This is a genomic window from Microcoleus sp. Pol12A5 (genome assembly GCF_036701435.1).
GTDB lineage: Bacteria > Cyanobacteriota > Cyanobacteriia > Cyanobacteriales > Microcoleaceae > Microcoleus.
Genome location: NZ_JAUBQU010000047.1, coordinates 12,241 through 39,195, shown reverse-complemented (window position 1 = coordinate 39,195; position 26,955 = coordinate 12,241). Strand labels below are relative to the sequence as shown.

General features: G+C 43.5%; 11 protein-coding genes and 1 pseudogene. 8 read left to right on the top strand and 4 right to left on the bottom strand.

The window, feature by feature from the left end; all coding sequences use genetic code 11:
- Positions 1-62 precede the first annotated feature (62 nt).
- From QUA45_RS14650 to QUA45_RS14630, 5 genes are all read left to right on the top strand, one after another.
- Entirely contained in the window at positions 63-2,003 is a 1,941-nt protein-coding gene (locus QUA45_RS14650; protein WP_333221263.1) for a response regulator, read from the top strand.
- Positions 2,004-3,911: a PAS domain S-box protein gene (locus tag QUA45_RS14645; RefSeq protein ID WP_333221261.1), complete on the top strand. Its 1,908-nt coding sequence runs from the start codon at positions 2,004-2,006 to the stop codon at positions 3,909-3,911. It begins immediately after the preceding gene.
- 271 nt (positions 3,912-4,182) lie between these two features.
- Positions 4,183-4,401, top strand: a complete 219-nt coding sequence (locus QUA45_RS14640) for a hypothetical protein (RefSeq protein WP_333100029.1) — start codon at positions 4,183-4,185, stop codon at positions 4,399-4,401.
- A complete protein-coding gene (locus tag QUA45_RS14635; protein WP_333100030.1) occupies positions 4,398-4,850 on the top strand; it encodes a response regulator in 453 nt (150 codons plus the stop codon). The genes QUA45_RS14640 and QUA45_RS14635 overlap by 4 nt, the downstream gene beginning before the upstream one ends.
- A 38-nt stretch (positions 4,851-4,888) precedes the next feature.
- Positions 4,889-6,637 (top strand): diguanylate cyclase domain-containing protein, encoded by a 1,749-nt coding sequence (locus QUA45_RS14630; RefSeq protein WP_333221259.1) that lies wholly within the window; start codon positions 4,889-4,891, stop codon positions 6,635-6,637.
- A 42-nt stretch (positions 6,638-6,679) separates the two neighbouring features.
- Here QUA45_RS14630 and QUA45_RS14625 read toward each other — a convergent pair.
- Together QUA45_RS14625 and QUA45_RS14620 are read right to left on the bottom strand one after the other, a co-directional pair.
- Positions 6,680-7,523: pseudogene (locus QUA45_RS14625) on the bottom strand (IS630 family transposase).
- A 288-nt stretch (positions 7,524-7,811) separates the two neighbouring features.
- A complete protein-coding gene (locus QUA45_RS14620; protein ID WP_333221257.1) occupies positions 7,812-12,833 on the bottom strand; it encodes a PAS domain S-box protein in 5,022 nt (1,673 codons plus the stop codon).
- Positions 12,834-13,028: 195 nt separating this feature from the next.
- Between QUA45_RS14620 and QUA45_RS14615 the strand changes: the two genes are divergently transcribed.
- Entirely contained in the window at positions 13,029-13,181 is a 153-nt protein-coding gene (locus tag QUA45_RS14615; RefSeq protein WP_333100033.1) for a hypothetical protein, read from the top strand.
- Positions 13,182-13,517: 336 nt separating this feature from the next.
- Here QUA45_RS14615 and QUA45_RS14610 read toward each other — a convergent pair whose 3' ends face one another.
- Together QUA45_RS14610 and QUA45_RS14605 are read right to left on the bottom strand one after the other, a co-directional pair.
- Positions 13,518-14,738, bottom strand: a complete 1,221-nt coding sequence (locus tag QUA45_RS14610; RefSeq protein ID WP_333100034.1) for a hybrid sensor histidine kinase/response regulator — start codon at positions 14,736-14,738, stop codon at positions 13,518-13,520.
- A 248-nt stretch (positions 14,739-14,986) separates the two neighbouring features.
- On the bottom strand, positions 14,987-21,484 hold the full coding sequence (locus QUA45_RS14605; protein ID WP_333221255.1) for a PAS domain S-box protein: 6,498 nt from the start codon (positions 21,482-21,484) through the stop codon (positions 14,987-14,989).
- Positions 21,485-22,514: 1,030 nt separating this feature from the next.
- Between QUA45_RS14605 and ppsA the strand changes: the two genes are divergently transcribed.
- Positions 22,515-24,992 carry a phosphoenolpyruvate synthase gene (gene ppsA / locus QUA45_RS14600; RefSeq protein ID WP_333221253.1) on the top strand — a complete coding sequence of 826 codons (2,478 nt, stop codon included), beginning with the start codon at positions 22,515-22,517 and terminating at the stop codon, positions 24,990-24,992.
- A 448-nt stretch (positions 24,993-25,440) separates the two neighbouring features.
- Positions 25,441-25,761, top strand: a complete 321-nt coding sequence (locus QUA45_RS14595) for a DUF6464 family protein (RefSeq protein WP_333071646.1) — start codon at positions 25,441-25,443, stop codon at positions 25,759-25,761.
- The last annotated feature ends 1,194 nt before the right edge of the window (positions 25,762-26,955 follow it).

The window sequence follows — 26,955 nt, the reverse complement described above, 5'->3', positions numbered from 1 at the left end:
ATGAATATTTAACCAGTTTTCATAATTTCAACAATTCTTAAATTAACAAAAAATAGCCAGCGATGACCAACAATCAAATAGAAGAAAATAAAGGAAACATATTAATTGTTGACGATACTCCAGAAAATTTGCAAGTTTTATCAGCAACGCTGTGCGATCGGGGCTACAAAGTCCGCGGCGTAATTAACGGCAAAATGGCAATCAGAGCCGCGCGCTCTGGTTCTCCCGATTTGATTTTGCTCGACATCAAAATGCCGGAAATGGACGGCTACGAAGTCTGCACACAGCTCAAAGAAGATCCGAATACTTCAGAAATTCCCGTTATTTTTATCAGTGCTTTAGATGAAGTATTGGACAAAGTAACCGCGTTTAAAGTTGGAGGGGTAGATTATGTCACAAAACCATTTCATGTAGCAGAAGTTTTAGCACGAATCGAACACCAACTGACTATCCAGAGACTGAAAAAACAATTGCTCGATCGCAATAAAGAACTGCAAGAAGAAATAATAGAACGCAAAAAAGCCGAAGAAGCAGCAGCCGCCGCATCGCTCGCAAAAAGTCAATTTGTTGCCAACATGAGCCACGAATTGCGGACGCCCCTGAACGCCATCCTGGGTTTTACCCAAGTCATGAGTCGCGACTCTTTGCTCAGCCACGAAAATCTTGAAAACCTCCGAATTATTAACCGCAGCGGTCAACATTTGCTGGAACTAATTAACGATGTTTTAGACTTGTCGAAAATAGAAGCAGGGATAATTGGCTTAGATGAACGCAGCTTTGACCTTTATCAACTCCTCGACACTCTCGAAGAAATGTTTCAAATCAAAGCTGAAACAAAAAAAATGCAACTGAGATTTTCCGTCCAGGCAAATGTTCCCCAATATATAAAAACTGACGAAAACAAGCTGCGCGTCTGCTTAATTAACCTGCTGGGAAATGCCATGAAATTTACTCACGACGGGGGCCGTATTTGGCTGCGCGTGAGCGTGGAAACCAACCAGCAGCAGCCGACAGAATCGGAAAGTCATCCTAACTCTACCTCAGTCGAACCCTTGTTAATTTTGTTTGAAGTTGAAGATACGGGAGTTGGCATAGCAGCAGCAGAAATTGATACTTTATTTGATGCTTTTGTGCAAACACAAGCGGGGAGAAAAGCGGCTGATGGTACGGGGTTGGGTTTGACAATTACTAAAAAATACGTGCAGATAATGGGTGGGGATATTTGGGTAAAAAGTGTTTTAGGTGAGGGAACAAGTTTTAAATTTAATATCCGAGTATTTGCCGCTATTTCGTCTGAAATAACAGTGGCGACATTGCAGCGCGTGATCGGGCTAGAAGCAGATCAACCGATTTATCGGATTTTAGCAGTTGACGACAATCAAGAAAATCGGCTGCTGCTGGTTAAAATGTTGCAACCAATTGGTTTTGAAGTCCGAGAAGCGGAAAATGGCTACCAAGCGGTTGAACTTTGGGAAAGTTGGCAGCCTCATTTAATTTGGCTGGATACGCGAATGCCGGTAATGGACGGTTTTGAAGCTGTCAGACAAATTAGAGCGAAAGAGAAACAAACTCAGTGGCGAACTGTAATTATTGCTCTGACTGCTAGCACTTTTGAGGAAAAAAAAGGCGAAATTATCGCCGCAGGTTGCGACGATTTTGTGCGAAAACCTTTTCAAGAACAAATCCTCTTTGATAAGATGGCTTGCTACTTGGAAGTGCGCTATCTTTATCAAGAGTTGCCCCGGCTCCCAGTCGGGGCTTTACGGCGTTATTGTGTGAACGAAAAACCCGATTCATTTTTCGGAGAGCTACTGGCTCAAATGCCTCAAAGCTGGGTGCAGGAACTCTACGAAGCAGCTAATGATGTTAATGAAGAGCTGGCGATTCAACTTGTCGATCGCATCTGGGAAAGTCATCCAACTTTAGCTGAGGCTTTAAAAGATTTGCTTGCCGATTACCGACTCGACAAGATAATGGATTTAACTCAATCGAGTTTAAAATAAATGGATAATAGCGAAATTAAAGTATTGGTGGTTGATGACCAACCAAGCAATCTGCGGTTTTTATCCAAACTGCTAACATCCCAGGGGTATCAAGTTTACCGAGCTATTTGCGGTCCACTGGCGTTGAATGTTGCGATCGGCCATTGCCCGGATTTAATTTTACTCGACATTAGAATGCCGGAAATGAACGGTTATGAAGTTTGTCGGAGACTGAAAGCGACACCGGAAACCGAACAAATCCCCGTGATATTTTTAAGCGTATTAGATGAAATGAACGATAAGTTACAAGCTTTTCGAGTAGGAGGTGCTGACTATATTACTAAACCATTTCAAGTAGAAGAAGTTTTAGCACGCATCGACAAGCAAGTCCGCTTGCAAAAACTGCAACAGCAATTAAAAGAACAAAATTATCAACTGCAACAGTCCCAGTCGCTGCTTTCTAGCATATTAAATAGTTCATTAGACTGTGTGGTGGCTTATTCTGCTGTCCGCAACAATGAGGGAAATATTGTAGATTTCCAGTGGCTCTTGATCAACCCGGCCGCTGAAAAATTTTATGGTCTGCTATTAAATGACATAGTTGGCAAAAATTTGTTAGCGAAAGTTTCCCAAGTTAGCCATAACGGGTTATTTGATTTGTATGTGTCTGTAGTAGAAACAGGAGAAACTGTAGACCAAGAATTTTATTACGAACAGGAGCGAGATACTATTGTTTGGCTGCACATTGTGGCTGTGAAATTAAACGATGGTCTGGCAGTAACATTTCGTAACATTACCGATCGCAAACGAGCAGAAATTGCCCTACGAGACAGCGAAGAACGCTTCCGCGCGATATTCGAGCAAGCTGCGGTCGGCATAGCTAAAACCGCGCTTTGCGGTAAATTTATGCGGGTAAATCCCGGCTTTTGTCAAATTGTCCGCTATGCACAATCCGAATTGTTACAGCAAAATTGGGAGGCAATTACTCACCCAGATGACAGAGAAGTGGACAGAGAATACCTGCGTTCACTGTTATCCGGGAAGATTCAAACTTTTTCTGTGGAAAAGCGTTTGCTATGCAAAGATGAGGCAGTGCGCTGGGCAAATGTTACTGTTTCGGCAATGCGCGATGTCAAGGGGACGCTGCAGTATTTGATTTGTGCGATCGAGGATATTTCCGAGCGCAAGCTGGTACAAGAATTGCTGCAAGAGAGTTTAGACACTCAAACCCGCTACGCTCAAGAATTAACTTGTTCTAATGCGGAACTAGAACAGTTTGCTTACGTGGCTTCTCACGATTTGCAAGCGCCTTTGAGTACGATTGCCGGCTACGCTCAACTATTAGAAAAACGCTTTACCAACCAACTTGATGCCCAAGGGAATAAATTCATCCGCAATATTGTTAATTCTTGCGAGCGGATGCAGGCGCTGATTGATGACTTGCTGGAGTATTCGCGGGTCGGCCGCAGTCAGAAACCTTTTGACATGATAGATTGCAATCGGGTTTTTGAGGATGCTTGTGCTAATTTGCATTTGGCTATCCGCGAGAATCAAGCTTCAGTTACTAAGGGGAATTTGCCAAGGGTAACAGGTGACTGTTTTCAACTGCTGCAACTGTTTCAAAATTTAATTGGTAACGCCATTAAGTACCGCAGCAGTGAGGCGCCGGTGGTGCAGGTGCAGGCTTCGCATCAGGGGGATAGCTGGGTTTTTTCAGTCCAGGATAATGGTATTGGGATTGCCTCACAGTACCATCCGCGAATTTTTCAGATTTTTCAGCGCTTGCACACACAAAAACAGTATTCGGGAACTGGTATCGGTTTAGCGATTTGTCAAAGAATTGTCGAGCGACACGGTGGCAGCCTGTGGGTAGAATCAGAACCCAATCGAGGCTCGACTTTTTATTTTTCTATTCCTATACCAAAGTGAAGTCAACATCCCGCCTGAAGGAGTTACTCGTCCTTTACTTAAGCTTTAATCATCTTTATGTTTTCTTTACAAAAATGCTTGTAAAGTGTAGCATATTCACTGATGACAGCGAGCTAAAAATGTATCAATATAAATCTATTAGCTTTATCCTTATACAACTTATAAATCAGCGGTGCGCGCAAGACTTGTTAATTTTTTTCAACAGTATCCAGAGCATCTTGCTTTGGGATGCAATAGTTTCCCTAGTAGTTCGCGGAGAAGGATTTGTAATATGTTTGCAGTTTGCCGGTTCTCGGACAGACTGGAAAGTGAAACAAGCATAATTCGCAAACCTTTGCAAATAGAGAAAAACGGGAAATGGCTGCAACATACTTTTAGTGTTCTCAGCCTGATTTACCGGATGATAGAAAGAGATGCTGTGCAGGTACTCAGACACGGCTCCAAATCACGCAACCTCACAAAGGACGTTCGTAGTGAGGCAAAGCGGTGAGTTATAAAAAGAAAAAATTTACTCTTTTAATAGCAAACGATGACGAGGATACGCGCTTTTTGATGGAGGAAGCACTGCGAGAAATTCGATTAGCAATTACGAGCGAATTTGTGGAAAATGGAGAACAGGTACTAGACTATTTATACCGCCGTGGTCAATATTTGGCTAGCAGCAATTGGCATCAGGCAGACTTGATACTTTTGGATTTGAATATGCCGAGGCTGGACGGGCGCGAAACACTAACTTCGATCAGAGCTGACCCCCATTTGCAACAAATTCCGGTTGTAATGCTCACAACTTCCCACCGCCGAGGAGATATCTTGCTTTGCTACCGCTTAGGAGCCAATTCTTTCATATCCAAACCAGTCACTTTTGAAGGATTGCTTGAAGTAATGAAGGCTGTATGTGAGTATTGGTTTGAAATCGTTTCACTGCCGCCGGATATGTAAACTTTAATGGAGGGCTAAATCCATAGTTTGAGTGTATAGTGAATTTGATAAGCCGAAATATTTGCCGATCGCAAGTATCGCTCTCAAAAAAAAGTTGCCTTCGACCCGCTCCGAACGCTATAGTTGTGTTAAAATGTAACCAATGTCTGAAAATTTTGTTGGTTGAGGATGACCTCGGAGCTCCGACAATGATCGAAGACCTTCTAGGGTCATTCAGCGAGTCTCTATTTCTTCTCCAAACTGTTAAATCTCTGGAGATAGGAGTTGGGCGTCTGGAAGTAGACAAGTTTGACGCCGTACTATTAGATTTGTCAGTGTCAGACAGCTTGAGAGGAAGCGAGGCGATCGCAGTTTTGAAAGGGCGATGGCCCACATTGCCAATTGTGGTGCTGACAGATATCAATGATGAAAATATAGCCCGGTCGGTATTGCGCTGGGGCGCTCAAGATTGTTTGGTAAAGGGAAGATTTCACAGAACTCTGCTGGTGCGGGCAATCCATTACGCGATCGAACGCCAGCAAATCGAAGAACAATTGCGACAGCAGGCTCTTCGACAGCGGCTGTTGGGCAAAATGATCGAACATATTCGATCGTCAATAGATCCGGCAAGCATTCTCCAATGTACGGTTGCAGAAGTGCGCCAATTCCTCCAAACAGATCGCGTTTTAATTTATCGCTGTCAGGATTGGGTGTCTCAATTGGATGGGGAAGAGCAAAAAGGTGCGATCGTCGCCGGTGACGGTTTGCCAGAAGGTTATATTGAAAACCAAAATATTAGTGCTGCTTTGGCGGTGTCATGCTTTGTTTTAGTCGAATCCCAGTCGGTACAAGCAATAGCAGATGTCAGCACTGCCCCCTTGGCTGGCAGTTGCAAAGAATTGCTGGCAGATTGTGAAATTGCAGCAGTTATCAGCGTGCCAATTTGGCAATCAGGCGACTGGGAAACGGCAAAAGAAACACAAGAAGCCACTGTTTGGGAAGTCGAGAAAAATCAAGATGCAGCGGAAAATTATATTTGGCATCAGGCGAGTGACAACCAGCAGGCGCAGGGTAAAAATTGGCCGGATACGATCGCAGAAAAGGGCAATAGTTTGTGGGGAATGTTGACAGCATACAATTGCTGCGGTGTCAGGGAATGGCAGCAGTGGGAAATTGATTTTTTACAGCACTTGGCAAATCAAGTGGCGATCGCGATCGAACAATCTCAACTTTACCGCAAGCTAGCAATAGCCAATCAAAAATTGCAGCAACTGGCAACTACTGACGGACTGACTGGCATTGCCAATCGCCGCCAGTTCGATCGCGTTTTGAGCTTAGAGTGGCGCCGATTGGCAAGAGAGGAACTTCCGCTGTCTTTAATTATGTTTGACCTCGACTTTTTTAAACTTTACAACGAGTTTTATGGGCATCTGGGCGGGGACGATTGTTTGCGCCAAGTTGCCGGGGCGATCGCCAGATCCACCAACCGGGCTGGGGATTTGACTGCCCGCTACGGTGGCGAAGAGTTTGCCCTAGTGCTGCCCAACACTAGCGCCGAAGGGGCAAACGCTGTCGCCCGGAAAATTTGCGACGGCATCGCCAGCTTGAAACTGCCCCACGCGCGATCGTCGATCGGCCCCTACGTTACCCTCAGTTGCGGCATTGCGACAGCGATTCCTTCTGCCCAGGAATCTCCCCACACCCTAATTCGCAGCGCTGACAGCGCCCTTTATCAAGCCAAAACCGAAGGCAAAAATCGCATTTGTCACGCCAGCAGTAACTCGGAATCTTCCCCGATTTTTATGTAAAAGTTGCAGGTATAGTCATTTCAAATAAGTATGAGACATTTTTCATGCACAATAAGCACGAATAACTTCATCAAGAGATGTGCCAGGAGACGCATACATTTTAGCTCTTTTTAATGCACTAAAATCATGCTCAATATCATTTAAGTCGGGAGAGTATTTTGGTAAAAATATTATCTGATGACCCGCATCCTCAACCAATAGTCTAATGACCGTCTTACGATGAATGGGTGCATTATCCATAATCAATATAGATGGACTTGTTAAATCTGGTAACAAATATAAAGATAACCATCCTTCAAATCCTTCTGCATTCAAACTACCCATAAAGAGCATTGGTGCAATTAAGTCCTTCTTTCCTTTTCTTTTTCCTGCTACTAAATTTTCTCTTTTTCCCCGTTTCCCTGGTCTTTCGCCATAGACTTTCTTTCCTCTTTTTCCCCAGGCATAGACAGAACCTTCAAATTCCTCAAATCCTGACTCATCAATGAATACAAGGCTTTTGCTGCCATAAACTTTAATTAATTCTCTGAGATTTCTGTAATATTTCATTCTTGATTCTCGATTTCTTTCTTGATAGCGAAGTTATTTTTTTTTCGGGTAATTTTCAGTTTTTTAAGGCATAACAGATGGCACTCGGTCTGACCGCAAAAGTTCTTGCTCTTTCTACTAATCTTGCTTCCGGATTTTTTTCAACATCTTTTTTGAGTGCTTCCCAATCTAGCTTTCGTTGACGGTGAGTGACCTGAGTTGGTCGAAGGTCTTCCCTACCTAGCCATCTATAAATTGTTGCTCTTTCTACCTTAAATATGGCGGCAGCTTTCGTTATACTCCCTCCATTTTCCACATAATTGACTACTTTTTGTCGATAGTCTAGACTGTAAGCCATTTTTTTAAATTAACTATTTTTATCGATTTTATCATGATCTTGCCTCTGTCTCACATTTATTTGAAATGAATATAATTGGTAATTAGTAAGATCGTGTTTTATTTTTCACTCACAACTCATATTGTTGACCTTAGTATGGTAATAATAATTTTATGACTGTACTGCCAGCGGAATGCGATCGAGTGACCCGGATCAAGGATAATGCTCGCTGGCAGGGTATAATTCCGATGTTACGGTATTTGATATTACCCTTTTCCGCTTCCCAATTTCCAATCACCAATTGCTAATTTATTTCCCCAAATTTGAATTACTACCTGTTAAATTCGATCGCACTGGAATTTCAATCAAAAACTCCGCTCCCTCTCCCGGTGTTGAAATACAGCTCAATCTGCCGCCGTGGCGATCGACGATAATCGAGTGAGAAATCGACAATCCCAAACCCGTGCCCTTGCCCACAGGTTTAGTCGTAAAAAACGGGTCAAACAGCCTCGGTCGCACTGACTCCGGTATCCCCCGCCCGTTATCCGCAATAGATACTGCTACGAAGCCGGCAGCAGCCTGATAACTGCGAATAACGATCGTGCTGGGATGTCGATCGCACTCCTCGATTGAACGCTGCTTGTCCCGTTCTTCCAAAGCATCGATCGCATTAATTAAAATGTTCATAAATACCTGATTCAACTCGCCAGGAAAACATTCAATTTGTGGCAATAGTTGGTAATCTTTAACTATCTTAATTTCTCCCGGGCTGCTGTGAGATTTTAACCGATTTTGCAAAATCATCAAAGTGCTATCAATTCCCTCGTGAATATTAACCGACTTCCCAGCAGACTCGTCCAATCGGGAAAAATTACGCAACGATTTCACAATCTCGACAATTCGCTCGGTTCCTACTTGCATCGAATTAAACAATCTCGGGAAATCCTCAGCAATATAATCCAAGTCTATTTCATTAATTTTATCCAAGACTTGGGCTGGAGGATTAGGACAGTAATCCTGGTAAACTTTAATCAATTCCAGCAAATCTAAAGTGTAATTGCGAGCCGGATTGATATTGCCGTGAATAAAGCTAACAGGGTTATTGATTTCGTGAGCAACACCAGCAACTAACTGACCCAAACTCACCATTTTTTCATTTTGAACGAGCTGAGCTTGAGTCGTTCGGAGTTTGTTAATAGCTGCTTCTAACTCTAGGGCTTTTGAACGTTCTCGCGCTTCCGATTCCTGCAAAGCTGACTCGGCTTGTTTGCGATCGGTAATTTCACTTTGTGCTTGCTCAAACAGCATTGATTGCTGGATCGCGATCGCCAACTGCACGCTAATTTGTTGGAGACACTCAACCTCAATTTCCAGCCAGTGGCGGGGACCCGCGCACTCGTGAGCAATCAATAGCCCCCACAACTTCGCGCCTTGCAAAACTGGCACTACCAAATTAGCTCGCACCTGAAATTGACTTAATAAATTAATGTAGCACTCGGAAAGATTGGCTTGGTAAATATCATCCACAGCTACAGTACGACCGTGTTCGTAAGCAGAAGCATAGCTGTCTTCAAAGCAGGAATCATCAATAGTGATTCCCTGAATAGCCAGCCAATTTTTGCCCACTGACTCGACATTTACAAAACCGCTCCAATCGGGATTAAACTGATAAATTACTGTCCGGTCTGTTTGTAAAAATTGCCGTACTTCAGCAACAGTTTTTGTCAAAATTTCTTCTAAATTGAGAGAAGAGCGAATGCGTTCCAGCATTCCTACCACCAGGCGTTCTCGCTTTAATTGCTGGCGCAAAATAGCCTCGGCAAGTTTGCGAGCGCTAATATCTTCAATCACACCAATTACATAGGTAGGTTCGCCAAACACCTCCCGCACTAAAGATACAGTCATATTAGTCCAAACTAATGAACCATCTTTGCGAATAAAGCGTTTCTCAATGGAATAATTAAAAATTTCCCCAGCTAACAGTCTGTCCCGCGACTCGACATCTGCTGCTATATCTTCGGGGTGAGAAATATCCCCAACATTTCGTGATTTCAGCTCCAATTCTGAGTATCCGACAATATTGCAAAACCCTTGATTGGCATTCAAAAGTTGACCGTCTGGCCACACTTTCACAATGCCAATCGCCGCTTGTTCAAATACAGCGCGAAATCGCTGTTCGCTTTCTTGTAAAGCAATTTCTGCTTTTTTGCGATGGCTAATGTCCATTGCCGTGCCAAACAGCCGCACCACCTGACCCAACTCATTTTTAACAGATTGTCCTTTAGCGTTAACGTGCCTGATTTCTCCTGATGAAAAATAGATGCGGTGGTCGATGTCGTAAGCTGTCCCTTCAGTCATTGCGTTTTGCACAACTTGTGAAAACCTTTCTTTGTCATCGCGATGAATTTGCTCTAAAAGTTCTTCCATGGTCGGCGGCCGATTCAATTCTCGACCGTAAACTCGAAACAGTTCTTCCGACCAAGTAATAATTCCTGCCTCCATGTCGAATTCCCAATTGCCGATGCGGGCTATTCTTTGTGCTGTTTGCAACTGTTCGGCACTTAGTTGGAGAGATGCGATTAACTGCGTTTTTTCGGCTTCTGCTGCAACGCGGGCGCTGATATCTTTGTGAGTACCTGTCATTCGCAACGGCGCACCCCATTCGTCGTACTCGACTATCTTGCCCATCGCCAGAATCCACTGCCAATTGCCCGCTTTGTTGAGCATCCGAAATTCAACTTCATAGATATTAGTCTCACCTTCCAAATATGAATTCAAAGATTTCATTACCTTCACTCGATCATCGGGATGCAGCAATTTTTCCCAACCTTTGAGGTTGTTTTCTATTTCTATTTCTGCGTAACCAAGCATTGATTTCCAATGAAAGTCGAAATAAGTTTCGCCAGTAGCTATATTCCAATCCCACAGCCCCAAAGAACTGCCTGAGACCGCCAACTGCAAGCGCTCTTGACTTAGTTTTAATGCCGATTCCGTGCGTTTTATTTCTGTGAGATCGGAAATTATGGCTATCATTCCTATCGGTTGACTAGCGCTATCTTTAATGCAGTTAGCTCGCAATAAACTTTCTATAATTTTGCCATTTTTAGTCTTGATTTCAATTTCAGTATCCCACGAAAAACCTTTCCGCAGCACCCTAAATAACTTCCTCAAATCTTGAGATTTGGGGTACATTACTGCTGGGCCGCCGGCATTATTGAGTTCCTCAACTGTATAGCCGTAGCGCTGAATAAATGCTAGATTGTGATAAACGGAATAACCGTCCAAATCTGCGATCGCGATCGCATCACTAGCACTTTCTACAGCTTGAGTTACCAGGCACAAAGTCAGTTCGGCTTGTTTGCGATCGGTAATGTCAAAAATCGCTCTGTCGAGCCATAAAACCAACCCTTCTAGATTGTAAGTTGGCCTACCTCTTTCTGACATCCACCGCACCGCGCCGTCAGGGCGAACAATCCGGTATTCTAGATTGTACGGCTGTTTCGACTCTACTGCTGCGCTGATTTGTCGATCGACCATTTCCTTGTCTGCCTCGTGGACAATGCTGGCAAAACTCAAGCCGTTATTGCCAATAAAATCCCCAGCAGGATAACCACTAATGACCTCAATTTCATCACTAATAAATACCATCGTCCACTCAGTATCGTATAAGCTGCGGCAGATAGCCCCCGGAATATTCTCAACGAGCGATCGAAATCTGGCTTCGCTCTCCCGCAAAGCTGCTTCGGTATGTTTTAAATCAGTAATATCCAGCACCATGCCTTCCCAAACTATATCCCCTTCCTGCCCTATTTCTGTGGGAAAATTAACTCGTTCCGGTCTCGAAACCCCTTGCAACCACTTTATTTTTCCCGACGGGAAAATCGCGCGCCATTCCTGGTACCAAAGCTGCATATTGGCCGCAGAAACAGCAATTGATTCTTCAAATTTTTGGCGGTCGTCTGGATGAATACAACTAAAAAGTAGTTGGGGATTTTGCTGAATATTTTCTGGTTCCAATTCATATAAATCGCGGCTAGCCGAAGAAATATAAGGAAAACTTTTTTCGCCGTCGGTGGATAGGCGAAATTGATAAATTATTCCCGGCAAATTGGCAGTAAGTTGCCGAAGTCTAGCTTCGCTTTCTTGCTGGGCTAATTGTTTTCGCCTATCCTGAGTGATATCTCGAATTATCCCCACGAGAATTTTACTGCCATCGGTATTTTCAAAGACAGTTTTTTTAGTAGACACAATGTGCTTTGCACCGTTGGTATCCGTAAATATTTCCTCACTCTCGTTTTCTTTCCCCGTCCTAAACACTTGTTCGTCAGTATGCCAAAAAATCTCCGCTTCTTGTTTTGGGAAAAAGTCATAATCCGATTTGCCCAGCAGTTCCTCGCGCTGCTTCCCGATCAGCTTGCAAAAAGCATCATTTAACAGTATCCAACGGTGCTGTTCATCCTTGACCAAAAGTGGATATGCAACTGCATCTATCGTAGAATTTAAAAAGTTTTTAGTAGCTTCTAGTTCGGAAATAGCTAAAATTTCATCTGTAATATCGTTGATAGTTCCTGTCGTACCCTGAGCCTCGCCGTTACAGCCAAAAATAAAAAATTCTTGCACTTCTACCCACCTAATCTCACCATTTTTGGTAACATATCGACTTTGGTAACAACAGGATATTTTTTGATTTGGTATCCGACCTCTAAACAAATTTAAATATTGGTGTTGATCCTCAGAATGAATGTAACTCAAACAGGAAGTCCCTAAGCTTTCATCAACGGTAAACCCGGTAATTTCCGTCCAAGCCGGATTGAGAAAAGTCCAATTGCCAGCAGTATTGGTCTCAAAAACGACTTCTTTGATATTGCCAACAACCTGCTGGTATTTTTCTTGACTTTTTTGCCATTCTGCTTGCCGTTTCTGGCGGGCGATCGCACACCTGAGCGTCCGTACCAGCAGCCGGCTGTCTAGCTGTCTTTTCACCAGATAATCTTGGGCGCCAGCGGCAATTAACTCAACAGCCCGTTCTTCGTCATCGGCCGCTGTCAGAATGACGATCGGAGTATTTATACCGCAATCTTGAAGGCGGAAAAAATTATTAAATTTGAGGCTGTCAGGAAGTGAAGTATCTAATAAAATTACATCAAAACTTTTGTCGCTTAAAATTTCTCTAGCTTCTCGGAGGCGAACTACATTGGTCAGATCAATTGATTGTCCTAGTTGGGAATCAGACAGTAATTCTTGAATGAGTTTTGCATCTTCGGCACAATCTTCTATTAAAAGAATTTTCAAACAAGCAGGCGTTAAAGTTGACTCAAAAATAGATGTCATACCCTTTTATATTTTATATTTTTGATTTGAGATTTGGAATGACTGATGACTATGACCATTTGGTTTTTGCATACAGTGGCATTTTTTTACTGCTATCCTTTTGCTATTTTTTAGTAATTATAAAATCTCAGCAGCGGATGCAGATACCTAGCTCATGATTGGGGAACTTGAACCGCACGATTGAGAGTGCGCTGTGTGCTTGCAGACCCCGCAGATTTATTGGTAGAATTGAGTTCTTCGCTGCAAGTTTTCCGCCTCGCCCCAAACCTAGTGGCTCCAAACTATTATACTCTTACCAATATTGCAACTCAACTCTCTTTTAATTTACAACCTTTGGCATGGGAATAGCAAGAGGCAAGTCAAAAAAGCGCGGAGTAATCAAAATTTGCCTGGCTAATAGCCTGTGAAACTTTAGATTTTAAATAGCCGTTTAAAGTTTGCCTAAAGTGGCATTATTCTTTTTCAAGAATGCTATTATTACCAAGGTACGAGAATTACCGTTGATTTACAAAATACGCTCTAAGATTGTGTTAGCTTAATTGCTTGCAGTTAGCGCATATTTGTATTGAGCAATGCAAGTCCTCTCTTGCTACAGTAACAAAGATTTGCATTGCTTGGTACAAACCTAATTACCAACTTAATTACCATTGTCTACCGGGCAACGATTTAACTCAGTTGAGTCGCTCAATTTTTCTGTGGCTTGGGCAGCACAACTGTAAACACGCTGCCTTGACCGAGATTGCTGCTAATAGCAATCTCACCATTAAAAGGTTTTAAAAGTTCAATACAAGTATAAAGTCCTAGGCCAGTACCTGTCGGTTCTCCTTCGGTTTTTTCCTCGCCTTTAGGCGGCTTGGATGTGTAAAAAGGGTCAAAAATTTTTGGCAGTTCTTCAGATGATATGCCGCATCCCGTATCTGCAATATCCATATATATGTTCGAGTCATCTTGCCGAGTCACGATAGTTATTTCTCTGCTTTTCTTTTCCCACATAGCATCCATTGCATTATTTATTAAATTATAAAATACTTGAGAAATATAGGAATAAATTAATGGAATGCTGGCAATTTCTTCGTCATAAAAGTATTTTTTTCTAATCTTGTTTTTAAAATACAGGTTGCCTTCCAATAGCTGAATTTCTCTCTGCACTAAATCGTTGATATTCACCGGGTGCAAATCTTGCTTTTGCTCGTTTCGGCTTTTCATCATCAGAGTATCCATGATCTGATTGATTTTTGTGACCGCTTGAAAAATATACTTACTATAATTAAACAGAGAGTCTTCTTGAATTTGTGTAGCTTTTGTTTCAATCAAATCGACGCTAGTCTGAATCACTTGCAGCGGACTTTTGAGGTTGTGAACCATTCCCTGGGTCAAACGTCCAATGATGGCTGTTTTTTCCTGGTTTATTAATTGCTTGGTTTTTTGTTCAACAAGTTTTTCCAGGTTTTGGTTGAGGTGGGCAAGTTCGAGGTTTTTTTCTTCAAGTTTTTTTTGCAAGCTGCGGATTGTCAAGTGGGTTTGAATCCGGCTCAAAACTTCTTCGTGCTGGAAAGGCTTAGTGATGTAGTCAACGGCTCCTGTCTGAAAGCCTTTTACTTTATCAGGCGTATCAGAAAGGGCGCTCATAAATATGATGGGAATATCTTGCGTTGACGAGTCTGCTTTCAAACGTCGGCAAGTTTCAAAACCGTCAATTCCTGGCATCATGATATCCAAAAGAATCAAGTCGGGATGGATGTAGTCAATTTGCTCGATCGCACTTTCGCCGTCTAGAGCTACTAATACTTTAAACCCATAATTCCTTAACAACTCGAAAAGTACGTCAAGATTTGTTTGGTTGTCATCGACAATTAGTATGATGCTTCTTTCGGAATTCTTATCGTTCATATTCAAGGCAAACATTCAAGTTTTTTACTTTTTAGTTGTGGGTTGTGAGTTTAAATCGGATTAAAGTGATTTTCTGCGGCTCTCGAAACCTGGTTGCTTCGTAGATGCCTTTATTTGCAATCACTCTTTCTTTTATGGGCGGGTAGGATGCCCATCCCACCAAAATTTCATTCTCTTTGGAACAGGCATCTTGCCTGTTGCTGACAAAAATGTAAGATGTGAGATTTAACAGATTTTGAGTTGTGTGTTAGCTACAGTCAATTTTAGGACAAATGTTGCTTCAAAAAATCTCTAATTTGCTTGAGCTGAAATCCTTTAGCAAGTTGGCGCAGGTGATGAACGAAAGGCACTAATGTCGGGTCAGAATGTTCGAGTTTAGCAGTTTCTTCCAGAATAGCTTCAATATCGCCCATTGCAGCCAATCTTAACAATCTCAAGACTGACTCAGAGGTAGGAGACACCATCGTTGAGTCAGCAGCAGCAATCTCAGAAGATGCTTTTGCAGTTTTATCTATCCGCTGTTTGGTATGCGATCTTTCTTCGTAAACCCATTCTAGTCTCAAATGCAGGCGCAATAATTCTAAAAGCTCGTTAGTTTGAATCGGCTTGGTGAGAAAATTATCGCAACCTGCAAGCCTGCTCTCTTGCTTGGTAGTCTCGTAAACGTTAGCGGACAAAGCAAGGATCACCGTATCTTTTAATTCCGGCAACCGTCGCAGCCGCCTGGTAGCTTCCCAACCATTCATTACGGGCATCAGGAAATCCATTAAAATTATATCCGGTAGAAATTCCTGTGCTTTATGCAAGCAGTCTTCGCCGTCTGTAGCTTCTGCAATCTCAAAGCCTAAATGAAAAAGCAGCCTGTGCAACATGGCGCGATTTACTTCGTGATCGTCTACTATTAGCACTTTCCGCTGAGGACCGGTAAAACCTACAAGCCGTTTTTTTTCTTGCCGGGAGGGAAGTTCCGAAGACTGGGCAACTGCAGGCAAGTCTAGATCCAACCAAAATATGCTGCCTTTGCCGGAGGTACTTTGGACGCGAATTTGGCTGCCCATCATTTTGACTAATTTTTGGCTGATGGAAAGTCCCAGTCCGGTACCTTCGACGAAATTGTTATGATCGCCCACTTGATGAAAAGGCAAAAATATGTCTTCTAATTTATTCTGCCCGATGCCTATGCCCGTATCTTCGATGTGAAAGCGAATTTTATGGGTAGGGACAGGGACACGGCCGATATTTTCTACTGTTGTCACCTCGCGCGCTTCTGTTGTTCCTAGTGGCTGGACCGACATTTGCTGCGCGTCTAAATTAGCGGTCAAATTGATCGTTTGAGTGGCAATTTCCGCTGTCAAATTAGAATTTTTCCAGTTGGTTTGAGGATCATTATCGGGGAAATTTTCTGCATAACCGACTTTGAATGTAACGCTGCCACTGTTCGTAAACTTAACGGCATTGCTGAGCAAATTAATCAAAACTTGACGCAACCTTTTTTCGTCTGCCAAAATCCCGTCTGGCAGCGCTGAAACTTGCTCGTAATTAAAGGCAATTCCTTTTTGAGCGGAGCGCATCTGGAACAAATCAATAATACTTTTAACAAAAGTAGGAAAATGCACGTTTGTCAGCGACAGCTCCATTTTACTAGCTTCGATTTTTGAGAGGTCTAAAACATCATTAATCAGCATCAGCAGGTGGTTGCCACACTGGTGAATGTTGTTAAGACTTTCCTGCTGATCTGCGGTCAAGTTTTTATCTACTTTTAGCAATTGAATGTATCCCAAAATCCCGTTCAAAGGCGTCCGCAATTCGTGGCTCATGTTGGCGAGAAAGTCGCTTTTAGCGCGGTTGGCAGATTCGGCGGCTTCTTTAGCTAATTGCAGGGCGGCTTCTGCAAGTTTGCGATCGGCAATTTCGGTTTGTGCTTGTTCAAATAGCACCGATTGCTGAATGGCGATCGCCAACTGCACCCCCAATTGTTTTAGGCAGTCTCCCTCCAATTGCTGCCAGGAACGCGGGCCCGTGCAGTGGTGGGCAATTAGCAGCCCCCACAAGTTTTCTCCTTGCAAAATCGGCACTACCAGATTCGCTCTCACATCGAGCCGAGTCAACAAAGCCAAGTGGCACTCGGCTAGGCCGGCATTGCGAACATCTTCTATGGCTCTAATTCTGCCGTCTTGGTAAAGAGGAACGTAGGCTGCCCCGAAACAGGGGTCATAAATTTCCATTCCTACAATTGGTAGGAAATTTTCGGCAACCGACTCGACAGCTATAAATCCGCTCCAATCAGGATTAAATTGGTAAATAACAGTGCGGTCTACTTGCAAAAAATGCCGCACTTCTTCGACGCTTTTGGTGAGAATCTCTTCGAGATTTAGAGAAGATCTAATGCGTTCCAGCATGGCTACCGCCAACTGTTCACGCTTTAACTTTTGGCGCAAAATCAATTCAGATTCTTTGCGTTTTGTGATATCGGTAATTACTGCAATTAAGCCGATGTAATTCTCATTAATATCTTGAATACTGTCGGCTCGCACCAGAGAAGTAACTGCTTCGCCACTCTTAGTTTGCAGCGCAACTTCGCCACACCAAGAGCGACCTTTGCGAAGGCTTTTATAGATTTGTTTGTAATTTTTATGCCGGACATAAAGCGCAGCCATATCGCCAATATCATTGAGTTCTTCCACCGTGTAGCCGTAGCGCTGAATGAAGGCTTGATTGTGGTAAATAGACCGCCCTTTCAAGTCGGCGATCACGATCGCGTCGCTGGTACTTTCGACGGCTTGAGTGACCTGCACTAAAGCTAATTCTGCTGCTTTGCGATCGCTAATATCCGTCATCGAACCCACCATCCGCAGAGGGTTTCCGGCTTCGTCCCAGACTGCTTGAGCGCGGGCGAGCACCCACTTATAGCTACCGTCTTTGCACTGCAAGCGGTATTCGGCAGCGTAATAGGGGGTTTGGCGATCGAGATAACCTTGGATCGCTGCTTGCACTCGTGAGCGATCGTCTGGATGGATGCGATCGATCCACGAGGTGTTGGTGTTTTCGATTTCGCCGTCTGTGTAACCGATAATTTCTTGCCAGCGGGCCGATCGAAAAGCTTCATTTGTTTGAAGATTCAGATCCCAAATTCCGTCTTGATTGCCTTTGAGAACTAACTGCCAGCGTTCTTCACTTTTACGCAATTCTTCTTCGGCTTGTTTGCGCTGAATATGATCGCCCAACTGAGTCGCTACAGCCTTGACCAATTCTACTATACGCGGTTCCATAATCGAGCGGTCGCGCTTGCAGAATACTAAAACTGCCAGCACCTTTGAGCTAGCGTGAATTGGCACTCCGAAACAAGCTTTTAATCCGAATGATACCGCCATTTGCGCTCGGGCAAAAAGATGATTTTTGGCTACAGAAATATCTTCAATCCATTCTACATTTCTGGTTGACCAAATCCGCCCAGGTACTGCCACTCCGGCGGCGAATCTAATTTTTTTACTTTCACGACCGAACATATCTAAATCGCGATCGCTAGCGTACCAAGTTTCGCTGTGTTCCAAAAAAGTACCGTTAGCACTCGGTATCCAAGCTTCCGCAAAATTCCAGCCGATCGCATTGCACAGCAACCGCAGGATATCTGGGAGGGCACTGTGAAAATCTGCAGACTGACTAATGGCTTGAGTTGCGGCCAGCAACAGCTTTATTTCATCTTCTGCTTGCTTGCTTTCTGTAATATCAGTTCCCGTGCCGAGAATTTGTTTTAACTTACCATCGGCTGTTTTCGCAAATACAGTATCTCGGCTAACCATCCAGCGCCAAGAACCATCCTTGTGCCTAATTCTGTATTCAATTTCAAAGATATCCCCTTCGCTGCCTGTTTCAACTTGCTGTAAATAATCAGGCATTTTTCTTAAATCTTCGGGATGAATTAAAGGTGACATCATCCACGGCCCCATTGCCTGAATCTCCTCTACTGTATAGCCAAGAATCTGGTATATAGAAGCGTTTCCATAGATATTTTTTTTTTCAATTAAGTCACAAACATACAAAATATTAGGACTTGCCCCTGCAATTTGTTGAATGAATCGCTGGCTCTCTCGCAGTGCTGCTTCTGCTTGTTTCCTTTGGGAAATATCGCGAACAATGCAAATAGTTTCTCCGCCGGCTAGCATTGTCAGCGATACATCTAAAGGAACCTTCGATCCGTCGCGGCGGCATCCTACTGCTTCGGTCATGTACCAACCTTTCTGCACTAAAGTAGGGGCAACTTCTTGCTCAAACCTTTGCAGTTCTGCACCTTCGTAGAATACTTTCCAACTTTTGCCTAACAGTTCTTCGAGAGAGTCGTAACCGTAGATTTTTAGTCGGGCTGCGTTGCAATAAATCAAAAGTCCGTCGGTATCGATTATGGCGATACCTTCGGAAGCGGCAGCCATTGCCGCTGCTTGCCTGTGGAGTTTTGACTCGAAACGTTTGCGATTGGTGATGTCGCGGACGATCGCGATAATTTCGTCATCGGTGCAAAAAACTATTCTCGCTTCAAAATCGTACAGTTCATCATTAACGGGCATTTGATATTCTACAACTTGAATCTCGCCCGTGGCGATCGCTTGTTGATTGCTCGACAAGATTTTTTCAGCAAAAGCAGCCGGCAATATGTCTTGTGCTTTTTTGCCAATTAGTGTTTTTTGTGGGATGATTTTCTCGAAATTTTTTGCAGGCTTGAAGTCTACAAAAGTGCCGTCTGCCCGACAGCGAAATATCATGTCTGGTATCGCATTTAAAAGAGCGCGGTTGGTGGCTTCACTCTTACGCAGTTCAGCTTCAGCTTGCTTGCTAAATGTAACGTCGCGAGCAACTGCATAAATCAAACCTTCTTCTGCAAACGGGGATGCTGTCCACGACAGCCATTTATAAGTACCATCTTGGCAAAGATAGCGGTTTTCTAAGCTAATAACGGGGTGGCTATTTTTAAGTTTTTCTAATTCCGCTACAGTAATTTCTAGGTCTTCTGGATGGACGAATTCTATCAAAGGTTTGGCTAAGATTTCATCACTGCTATAACCTAATACATTTGACCAAGCGGGGTTTAAGCGTTTGAAATAGCCATCAAAACCTGCAATGCAAAGTAAATCCAGCGAGAGATTAAAAAATCGATCGCGGTCTTGCTGGGTTTGTTTCAATTCGGTAACATCCATCACCAAACCGTCCCAAACTATATCGCCGTTGGCTTGCTTTTCTGGCTTCGACGCGCCTTGCAGCCATTTCACTCGATCTCCCATAACTTGCCGCCACTGGTGTTGCCAAGCTTGCTGAGTCGCGGCTGAAGTTGCCATCGATCGCTGCAAGCCTGAGATGTCGTCTGGGTGAACTGTTGCAAAAGCCAAAGTGGCATTTTCTTCTATTTGTTCGGGTTTTAAATTGTAGATATGCAAACTGCCAGAAGAAACGTAAGTAAAAGATGTTTTACCATCTACATCAAGCCGATATTGATAAATCATTCCAGGCACGTTGTCGGTCATTATTTGAAATCGAGCTTCGCTTTCCTGCAACGCAATTTGCTGGCGTTTGTATTCGGTCACATCTCGCATTGTTCCGACTAACATTTTAGTCCCATCGGCTTTTTTAAATACAGTTTTTTTAGTAGATATAATGCGTTCTTGACCGTCGCCATCGGTAAAAATTTCTTCTGTTTCCTGAGCCAGACTTCTTTGCAATACTTGCTCGTCTTGTTGCCAAAAAAAAGCCGCTTGTGCTGGGGGTAAAAAATCGTATCCTGACTTGCCAATCAGTTCCGATCGCCTTTTTCCTATCAAATTGCAAAAAGCATCGTTTAATACGATCCATCTGTGCAGCTCATCTTTGACAAAAATCGGGTCAGGAGTAGAATTAATCGTGTGATTTAAAAACTCTTCTGATGCTTTTAATTGAGCTTCGTAACGGTAGCGATCGCTCACGTCCAAGACTACTTTAATCAGGTGGTCGATCGAGCCGTCTAGGGCTCGGATACAGCGCAGGTAAACTCTCGTATAAACTGTATTTCCGTCTTTTCGGCGCCATCTTTGGTCTAAAACATAGCCTTCACTCTCCCCTGCCAAAATTTTATTGAACTGCTCTAAACTCGCCTGCAAGTCTTCAGGAAAACCCCACCTCTCCCAATTCTCATGCAAAAACTCTTGGCGAGAGTACCCCAGCAAATCACACAAAGCATCGTTGACTTCCAACCACTCGTATTTTTCTGGTGCTGAGGGGGATATCGGAGGAGCAAGAATGGCAATTCCGACGAGAGAATTCTCGACTACCGAGCGATATTTTTCTTCACTTTTTCGCAAAGCTTCTTGGTTGTGCTGTCGCTCGACTGCGTAACGAAGCGATCTAATTAACACTTCGCTGTCGATTTTTCGCTTGACTAGATAATCTTGAGCTCCGGCTTGGATTGACTGCACGGCAAGCTCTTCATCGTTGCGGGCAGTCAGTACGACAATCGGAGTATTTAGGCTATATTCTTGTATTTTGACAATTGTATTTAAGTCTTGGCTATCGGGCAGCGAAAGATCTAGTAAAATCACATCAAAATCTTCGCCGGTCAAAAGTTCCTGCGCTTTGCTGAGACAGTCTGTACAACTTACTGATAGCCTTTGGGGTTCGGCTCTACTAACATTTGTTTCTAATAATAATTCTTCGATCAGCTCGGCTTCTGCTTGATTGTCTTCGACCAGAAGAACTTTAAAGCCGTTTCGCTTTGCGGGTGGACTCAAAACTGATATCATATACCTTGTTTTTTGTCAGAAGGCAGTGTAGCCAACTATTATAGCATATAAAGAATTGTATAGCCACAAATCCCCCCGTTCCAGTTGAAAACTCTGTGGTGCAAGAATTACAAGGGAGTATCTCATATTTGTAAAAACACTTCTTTTCCCTCCTTCCTTCTTCCTCTTGCCTTCTGCCTCCTGCCTCAAAAATCCTATTTCTAGCTGGGGTGCAAAAGTAATATCATCCCATTTACAATGCACTCTATATCAGAGATTGGACTCTTCTCAAAAACTGGTTATTCTGCCCATTTCACAAAAAGTAAATTTTCTGGGTATGGGTTCTTTTAACCCGTCCTTAAAAGGCTTATTGAAAATGGTGCAATATCTGATATCTATGCGATTGTGTTTTTCCTCTAAGTAGGTCAAAGCCATCAGAGGGAAAATTTTTAGGTTTTTTAGAAGCTGGGTTTCAGGAGGAAACTAAGCTGCTGAGTATTTTTTTGGACCATCGCCCCTGTGACCAGATTTTAGATTTTAGATTTTAGACTTTAGATTTAGTCCACAGATGAATCGGCAAGGTTGAACTAGAATCTAAAATTTTGGGTGACTCACGACTCCTGTCGGAAAGTAAGTATCCATTTTTGGGCTGGTTCAGCCGATGATCGCGCGATCGCACCTCACCCTTTGTTGTCCTTGGATTCCGCTAGCAACAGCATCCAAGCGATATCCCCGCACCAATGAGCGCTCAACGCCAAAAAAGCGGTGGCAACTATCTTCGCTATTTATGTTTTTACCACTTCTTTTATCATACCTTACATAAACTGATTACTGCGATTTCTTTACTTTCTGCAATCAAATAAAATATCTCCACAGGCCTTGCTATTTAGCAAAAAAGTGATAATCTTGAATTAGAGGCAATCGAAAACTCGGTTGATACAGCCTAGCAAAAAACTTGATAATTTTAGTAACAAAATTACAATTCCGCATAACCTGTCTTTTGTTTACTGTCCTTTGACCGAAATGAGCTGAAGTTGAGAGGAAAAAAGCAATGCTCGACAATTTAGCAATTGAACAAAAACCCGGTTTAATCCCCAAAGAAAAAGCCTTAGTATTGTTGTTTGATGAAGTCGGCATCGCCGACATCCCATTAGTAGGCGGTAAAAATGCTTCTTTGGGCGAAATGATTCAACAGTTAACCGCCCAAGGAGTCAGAGTTCCCAACGGATTTGCAACTACAGCACACGCTTACCGGTACTTCATCCAGTCAGCGGGTTTAGAAGCTAAATTGCGCGAAATTTTTGCAGATTTAGACGTAGAAGATCTGCAGAACCTGCGACAAAAAGGCAAGCAAGCGCGGGCACTGATTCTTGACACACCATTTCCGCGAGAACTCCAAGCCGCGATCGCGGATGCTTACGAAAAATTGTGCGATCGCTACGGCGACAGTACAGACGTAGCAGTGCGTTCCTCCGCCACCGCCGAAGACTTACCAGACGCCAGTTTCGCGGGACAGCAAGAAACCTACCTCAACGTCCAAGCTTGCGCTGGCGTCCTGGAATGCTGTCACAAATGCTTTGCTTCCATATTCACCGATCGCGCGATTTCCTACCGCCAACAAAGGGGTTTCGACCACTTTGAAGTCGCCCTATCAGTCGGCGTCCAAAAAATGGTGCGATCGGACTTAGCATCATCCGGCGTCATGTTCAGCATCGACACCGAAACCGGATTCAAAAACGCCGTATTAGTCACCGCCGCCTACGGATTAGGCGAAAACATCGTCCAAGGAACCGTCAACCCCGACGAATACTTCGTCTTTAAACCAACCTTAAAACAAGGTTTTCGCCCGATTTTAGAGAAACGACTCGGCAGCAAAACCCTCAAAATGGTGTACGATATCGGCGGTTCTAAATACACCAAAAACGTCTCCGTCATCGCCGCCGAAAAAAATAAATTTGCCATCCAAGATGATGAAATTCTGCAACTAGCAAAATGGGCCGTAGTCATCGAAGAACACTACTCTAAAGTGCGCGGGACTTATACCCCGATGGACATTGAGTGGGCAAAAGACGGCAATACGGGCGAATTGTTTATTGTCCAAGCACGACCTGAAACAGTACAATCTCAAAAGTCTGCTAAAGTTTTGCGAAACTACAAATTGCAAGGCAGCAGCGCAGTTTTAGCAAAAGGACGCGCCGTTGGCGAATCAATCGGACAAGGCAAAGCCCGCGTAATTTTAGATGTGCACAGAATCGCTGAATTTCAATCAGGAGAAGTTTTAGTTACCAACAAAACAGACCCGGATTGGGAACCGATTATGAAAAAAGCAAGTGCGATCGTCACCAATTCCGGCGGCCGCACTTGTCACGCCGCCATCATCGCCAGAGAAATGGGAATTCCCGCCATTGTCGGCACCGGTGAGGCAACCCAAATCTTGAAAAACCATCAAGAAATCACTGTTTCTTGTTCCGAAGGAGATGAAGGGAAAGTTTATGCGGGTTTGCTTCCTTTTGAAATTCAAGAAACGGCGATCGAGAATTTGCCCCGCACCCGCACTCAAATTTTAATGAATGTCGGGAACCCAGAAGAAGCCTTTGGTTTATCAGCAATTCCCTGCGACGGCGTAGGCTTAGCGCGGTTGGAATTCATCATTGCCAATCACATTAAAGCACACCCGCTGGCACTGATTCACTTTGACGAATTGGTGGATGAATCAGTCAAGGAAGAAATTGCCGAACTCACAGCACTTTACCAACACAAACCAGATTTCTTCACCGACAAACTCGCCCACGGAATTGCCACAATTGCAGCCGCATTTTATCCAAATCCAGTTATCGTGCGGATGAGCGATTTCAAGAGCAACGAATATGCTAATCTTTTGGGTGGGCGGCAGTTTGAACCCAACGAAGAAAACCCGATGATCGGGTGGCGCGGCGCCTCTCGCTATTACGACCCAAATTACCGCGAAGCTTACGCTTTGGAATGCAAAGCATTAAAGCGAGTTCGCGACGAAATGGGCTTGACAAATGTGATTCCGATGATTCCATTTTGTCGCACCCCGGATGAAGGACGAAAAGTGTTAGCCGAGATGGCAAAACACGGTTTAGTTAAGGGCGAGAACGGCCTGCAAGTGTATGTGATGTGCGAATTACCGAGCAATGTCATATTTGCTGACGAATTTGCCCAAGTTTTTGACGGATTCTCGATCGGCTCTAACGATTTAACTCAGTTAACATTAGGATTAGACCGGGATTCTGCTTTAGTCGCACACATTTTTGACGAACGGAATGAAGCTGTCAAGCGCATGGTAGCAATTGCCATTAAAGCCGCCAAGAAGTACGATCGCAAGATTGGGATTTGCGGTCAAGCCCCCAGCGATTATCCTGAGTTTGCTCGTTTCTTGGTTGAGCTGGGAATTGATTCGATTAGTTTGAATCCCGATTCGGTTTTGAAGACTTTGTTGGATGTTGCTAAGGTGGAAGGCGCGGGTTCGTTGATGGATTTAGCCGGGGATATTGCTAAGGTTTAACCCTTTCAGGTTTTGAGAGAAACCGGGTTTCCTAAACAATAGCTAGCCCATGTTCTGACTTGCTTGTTTTTGAACCGATCCGGTTTCTCATATTTAGTCCTGTAAAATAACCGATTTTGCGTTTGTAGTGATTAATCCAAGTCCTCTGATTTTTATCAGGACTTGCATTCGTCACTACAAACCTATTTGATTGCTGATAATTGACCTGAAATAATATCACATCATATCTGCACTTCTGGCTTTTTTGGACCCGGACGATGCGCTTTACGAAAAAAGTGGCGTCAGCAGCGATCGCCCTCCTCAGCAGCCAGCTAACGGTTAACACACGGGCGGCATAGTTTGATAATTGATCGGGAACTTTTTTTATTTAAAACCGTCTTTTTGAGGATAATTTTCTGTTGCCGTAGCTTAAATTAAAGTAAATATTCTCCACATAAGCTCTGAAAAAGTGCTAACTGCTCTCCTGATTATTTTGATAGGTTTAGCTCCGTCGCTGCTGTCTTTGTGGGTGATGCGCTCTGCCCAGAGCCAAGCCCGCGACAGAATTGCAGCGGCCAGACTTGCGGTAGCGAATAGACCCATGCGAACTCAACTACCAACTGCCGATCGCACTTACATACAAAGCCTCGGTTATTCGATCGGGGATATCACTTGCGAGTATAACGCCCGCTCTAATTACATTCGCTGCGCTGTCAATCCTTCTGGGCCCTGTCAAGATTGTCGGTACTACCAAGCCAGAACTCTTGACGCTCGCGGTGAAAAGATATAGCTTATATTGGTGCTTGTATCTACGCCTATTTGCGGATGTAATAATCAATGAGTTAAGATGTACTTACGTGTAAGGATTATTGTTGGAGCTTGTTTTGGACGACCCACGCCCCAACTCAGCAATTAAAACCTAATCGAGCATTATTGCTTGGTTACAGTTGTCATAACAGGGGAATTGCGATCGGTGTTTTTCTAGTTGAGGATTTACGATCGGAAACAAAGTTGAGATGATAAATTTTGGTTGGGTGGCGAGAAATCTAGGAATAAATTGGGTTTCTAGTCTCTTAGACGTAACTCCTGCAGTTAAGAAAATTAGCCAACAAAAATCGTAAGTAGCTGAGGGGCAAATCTCCAAATCAGTTTCTTCAAACATGATGAAAAATTCTGCGCGAAACATTGTCCCGAGCATTGATCTTAAACAGAAACCAGCTCGAAGACTCTAAGTTGACAACTTGAGAAGTTGCTTGTGGGCGGCACTAATATGTTTTTGCTATCGTAGCGAAACAGTCTCAAATCTAGATTGCTATCTCCAGACTCCAAGTCATGAATTTTTAAGACACTTCGTCGATACAGGGTATGCCAATTTCAATTGAATCTCATATGTTGCACCATTTTCAAGAATAGGCTTTCTGGCCTGTTCCACAACAAGTGAATTTTTTTATGGGCTGGGCAGGAGAACCCCCCATAGAAGGGTTATTGAGAATGGTAAAAGATCTCAGTTGAATGACACTTCGGGCACGGTCGGCATAATTATGTGACGGCTATCACTCCCTCATTAATACCTGGTTGCTATTGTGAACAGGGCTTGCACACCAAAAGCAAAGAAACCGAGTTTTTTACCGGGAGCGAGGGCTGCAAAGAAGTCTTTTCGTCCCTCAAACCAGGTTTATACCTCTAGAAATAGTGAATTTTCTCTGCAAATAAAGTGCATTAGACGATGTACAGAAAACCTCATTAAGTAAATTTTTGAGAACTGGTGTTATTATCTACTGCGCGATGTAAGAGATAAGCGTGTAACAGATACACTCGCTAACAGAAAAGAAAAAAGTCGAACGCAAAATATCACCCGATAGAGAGATTATGGGGATTTTAAACCCCAAATCCTCTGCGCTTCTGCCGGCGATATTGGCAATGCTATTAAATATTAATATAGCAGTCATTTGTGCTGAGTAAAATTCGCTTTTTGCTTTTGATC